General features: G+C 43.1%; 4 protein-coding genes and 1 pseudogene. All 5 read right to left on the bottom strand.

The genetic code is table 11. The features are described 5' to 3' along the window. Positions 1-1,265 (bottom strand): annotated as a pseudogene (locus ACKPEB_RS09780) (hypothetical protein); the annotation flags it as partial. Between the two features lie 216 nt (positions 1,266-1,481). Continuing rightward, entirely contained in the window at positions 1,482-2,417 is a 936-nt protein-coding gene (locus ACKPEB_RS09775) for an ADP-ribosylglycohydrolase family protein (protein ID WP_408964690.1), read from the bottom strand. 11 nt (positions 2,418-2,428) lie between these two features. Further along, entirely contained in the window at positions 2,429-2,875 is a 447-nt protein-coding gene (aroQ, locus tag ACKPEB_RS09770; RefSeq protein ID WP_408964689.1) for a type II 3-dehydroquinate dehydratase, read from the bottom strand. Positions 2,876-2,905: 30 nt separating this feature from the next. After that, positions 2,906-3,118, bottom strand: a complete 213-nt coding sequence (locus ACKPEB_RS09765; RefSeq protein WP_408964691.1) for a hypothetical protein — start codon at positions 3,116-3,118, stop codon at positions 2,906-2,908. Positions 3,119-3,543: 425 nt separating this feature from the next. Continuing rightward, a partial coding sequence (locus ACKPEB_RS09760; RefSeq protein ID WP_408964688.1) for a nicotinamide-nucleotide amidohydrolase family protein occupies positions 3,544-4,159 on the bottom strand: 616 nt, incomplete at its 5' end.

Raw genomic sequence — 4,159 nt, 5'->3', positions numbered from 1 at the left:
ACCAATCCCACAAAACTGATTAATCCCTTTGTGTTAATTCCCCGTTCACTTAAACCAAAATAATCTAATAAAACAAAATCCTGTTGCGTAATTTTTTCCCCTTGAGCAACAATGACTTCCCCTTGATGAATATTGACCAGGACGGGTTCAATTTTTTTCGCCACTAATTCTGCCCGGTGGCGAGTTGCAATCGGATCTTCAACTAAATTTATTTTGAGGATTTCAGTTAACAAATAAGTGGCAAATAATTGGCTTTCTGATTTTTCCGGTACGGTAGGAATTGTATTTTGAACTTGAAGCTCAATCGCTTGTCTAAGAACGTGATCCGGTAAACCAGGCGCAATGCCTTGAGTCAAAATTTCTTGACTAATTTGATGAATTCCCTTTTGAGTTTTTAACCAGATTTCATCAGTCCATTCCAACACAGACTCACTATAAAAAATTTCTGGATAAATTGACCCTTCGTGATCAAAAGCATTTAACGCTTTCCCATAGCGCCAACGAGCTTGAGTAATATCAGAGACTAATTGAGAAAATTCAATCGCACTGCTACGACCCCGATAGGTTTTCAACTGCGTTAACGCTTGTCGTCGAACTTCCTCTAAATGGGCTTGTTGCCAATCGGCAAATTTTGTTGCGGTTTTTTTATTAGGGGTTTTAGCTTGAAGATAGGAGGGAATTTGTACGCTCACCTGTTCTACTTGGGCAAGTAAATCTTGCCATTCTCGTTCCTGAACCCGCCGCAAATAACGCTGAACTTCAGTCGATAAAATTCCGGTACTAACAAAGGGAAAGGGTTGGGCGATATTTCGCATATCGGTTCCCTGTTGTAAAACCCTTTGAATGGTTTGATCAATGTCTTGATTAATTGATCGGTCAATAACTAATACCGGAATTGCTCCTATTTCTGCCTCTTTGCGCTTTTCATCGGTGGTTTTGAGATCGGGAACACTGGCATCCCAAGGAGCATAAATGGTCTCTGGGGCGACACGACCCACATCTAGTTTCGGTTGGTTATAAAACCGCACGCCCATGACGCTGGTTAAGGAAACAACCGCCACTAAGAAAAAGGTTGGACTACTTAAGGAACCCGGATTTTTGTTAATGTTCCTGCGTTGAGGTTGAAGGCGAGAAGATGCCCGATCACTCGAGAACAAACTGGATAGGATTGTTTGGGAAGGCTTGGCACAAGAAGAGGGGGGATGAGCGCGGCTACAAAGCCGTTCAATCTGTTGCGTCAGAGCATGGAGCGTATTCATCTGCATTGAAGCTAGATCAAGGGTTTAGTAGCCGTTCAATATTCCCCATCATTATAAACGAAGGGATTATGGGTTCTCTGAGTCCACAGCATCCAAAAAAGTCTCCCATTTTGTAGCCGAGATGGTACTCTGCCCCAGTGTTTTGCTCTATATCACTCTAAAACTGAGATTATCACAAAAAATCGCAAACTGTTTTGATGGGGAATCTATAATCGGGATTGATCATTGTTTGCGATACACTCCTGACCAAACGGCGAATAAGTCATGAGTTAACTGTAGCAATTTACTTTCACAGCTTTGGGATTCTACAGAATTATTTTCAATCTTGGGGTCAATTTCAAGCCACAAGGGTTTTTCTGGAAGGGTTAAACGCCATTTGGCAGAAATTCCTGATAAACCTTGATAAGCCCCACATAAGGCTCCACCGATGCTGGCGGTGATTTCTGGCTGGTAGTTCGTTTGTCCGGCTCGCAAAACCGTTAAGGAATAGTCCTGGGGTGTGGTCAGAAAACAATACAAGCCGAGGGCAAAGGCTGTCCAGTTTTCAGCCTCGAACTGGGAATCAAATCTCTCGGAGGAACTGACTTTTACCTTCTGAGTCAATTGACGAATCGCAATTTCTAAACTTGCTTTTTGCTGCAATAAAGCTTGAACCTGCTCTAATTGATCCGTTAAGGGGGTTTCTGGATCTAATCGGGGTAATAAGTTGGGAATGAGATGATCAAGTTCTAAGTTTGGAGTCAGGATATAAGCGATCGCACCAGCCATCGCTAAGACCCCATCCTGAATATTAGTTTCCGCTTCTAACCCCTCCCAATCTAAGCATTGTAAGGCACTTAAATTGTCATGAAAGAATAACCCTAGGGGTAAACCCATCCAAGCCCATTCACTCCCTGACTTGAACCGCTCTATCCCTGATATTTGGGTTTGGGTTTCTCCGGGTTTCCAGTAATCGAGAGGATCAAATCCTTGACGTTGGATTAAGCTTTGAATCCCTTGGGCAATGACAAGCCCTCCCTGCACCGATGAATTGGGGGATAGCAGGTCAGACATCGATTTTCGAGCATTTCCGATCTTTCCCCGTTGACCCAATTCATAACCGATGGTAGCCCCTAAAACCGCCCCCTGAAATTGACTTTCGAGTGAATCTTGGTTCATGAAGCTAATTCTCAAGCTTTGTGATCATGCAAATGGTGAACTAAAGCTTGAAGTCCCAAACGATAACTTTCGGCTCCAAATCCACTAATTTGCCCGATGGCGACGGATGAGATCAAAGAATGATGCCGGAACGCTTCTCGACGATAAATATTGCTCAAATGTACCTCAACGGTTGGAATTCCAACCCCTGAGATGGCATCTCGAAGGGCAATACTGGTGTGAGTATAGGCTCCAGCATTAATTAATAAGCCTTGGTGTTGCCCGAATGCGGAGTGAATTGCATCCACCAAAGCACCTTCATAGTTAGACTGAAGAATCGAAAGTTTAACACCAAGCAACTGGGCTTCGTGCTCCAACATTCGATTAATTCCGTCTAACGTTGTTTTCCCGTAAATTTCGGGTTCACGCTGACCTAACAAATTTAAGTTAGGGCCATGCAATATCAAAAGACTTAGCAACGGAGTAACCTTTATCAAACGTTAAATCGACTACCTCCGACGGCGGGGTTCATCTACTGGTACAGGAATTGGCTCCGCTTCCGGTTGAGCCGCAGGGCCTAATAAGGCATCAATTAGCTCACGCGCCCATTCTTTTAATTTTTCCAGTATTTTATCAATGTAGTCCATTGAACCAATTGCTCCTCGTTGTAAACTGCCTACGCAACTTGACTGAAGGTTTAACTCAATTGAGTGTTCAGCCAAATTCGGCTTATCACTCTAAACTCAGGCTTGCTAGGGGGCAGCAAGTTTTATACTGAACACAGATCTCCGAGATATTTTTTATTTTATTATGTTACCTCCCGCTTAAAATTCAATACAAGTTTGTAAAATTTTAAGGGTTTTATAACATGACATTCCTAGAGCATTTTCAGGAATTTAGAGAATTTTACAGCTTAAATCCTCTCCTAGAACAAAAGCATTTAGGATGAATTGAAACGGGGTTTAATGATGATACCGATGTTATACAGGCTGACTCAACTAGGACGTGAGATAGGCTGCACTAATTACATCTTATCAATTTTTTCAATTTGTGATTTGGTTTGGAATTAAAGTTTACCTGCTTTATCATAACAAATCTTTACAAACTTAAGCAATAGCTTTTGGTGATTAACTTTTAACGATTGTCTTCACTCCATCAAACGACGACGCAAAAGGTCAAGAGCCGTACTAGCACTGACACGACGTATCCAGTCCCGCCCCCTTGTTTGACCAAAACGGCATTCTAAGCTTTCGACCTGACCGTTGGGTGAAGCTAAACCAATATAAACCAGTCCGACAGGCTTTGTGGCCGTTCCTCCTCCTGGCCCTGCAATGCCTGTAATACTTAAACCCCAGGTGGTCTTCAACAGGGTTTTCACTCCCAAGGCCATTTGTTGAGCGACAATGGCACTGACTGCGCCCTGTTGGTCTAAATCATCGGAGTTGACCCCTAACACAGATACTTTCACCCCATTATCATAGGCAATCACACCGCCTAGAAAATATTCTGAACTCCCCGGAATTTCCGTTAGCATTTGCCCTAACCCCCCACCAGTACAAGATTCTGCCACACTCAAGGTTTCCTGATGATGTTGTAATAACCGCCCGACCACTGAAGCTAAGGTTTCATCATCCGCCCCATAACAATCAAGTCCTGCAATTTCTCGCAGTTGAGTTTCGACGGGTATGATTAATTGTTGGGCGATTTCTTGAGAATCTGCACGGGCGGAAATTCTTAATTTGACTTCTCCATGATTCGCATAG

The organism is Planktothrix sp. (assembly GCF_046067725.1).
In the GTDB taxonomy this organism is placed as follows: Bacteria; Cyanobacteriota; Cyanobacteriia; order Cyanobacteriales; family Microcoleaceae; genus Planktothrix.
This window is presented reverse-complemented; position numbering and strand designations above follow the sequence as displayed.

Bases quoted from the DNA above. Each gene is read 5' to 3' on its own strand.
- ACKPEB_RS09775 (WP_408964690.1), bottom strand. From the start codon at position 2,417: ATGAACCAAGATTCACTCGAAAGTCAATTTCAGGGGGCGGTTTTAGGG.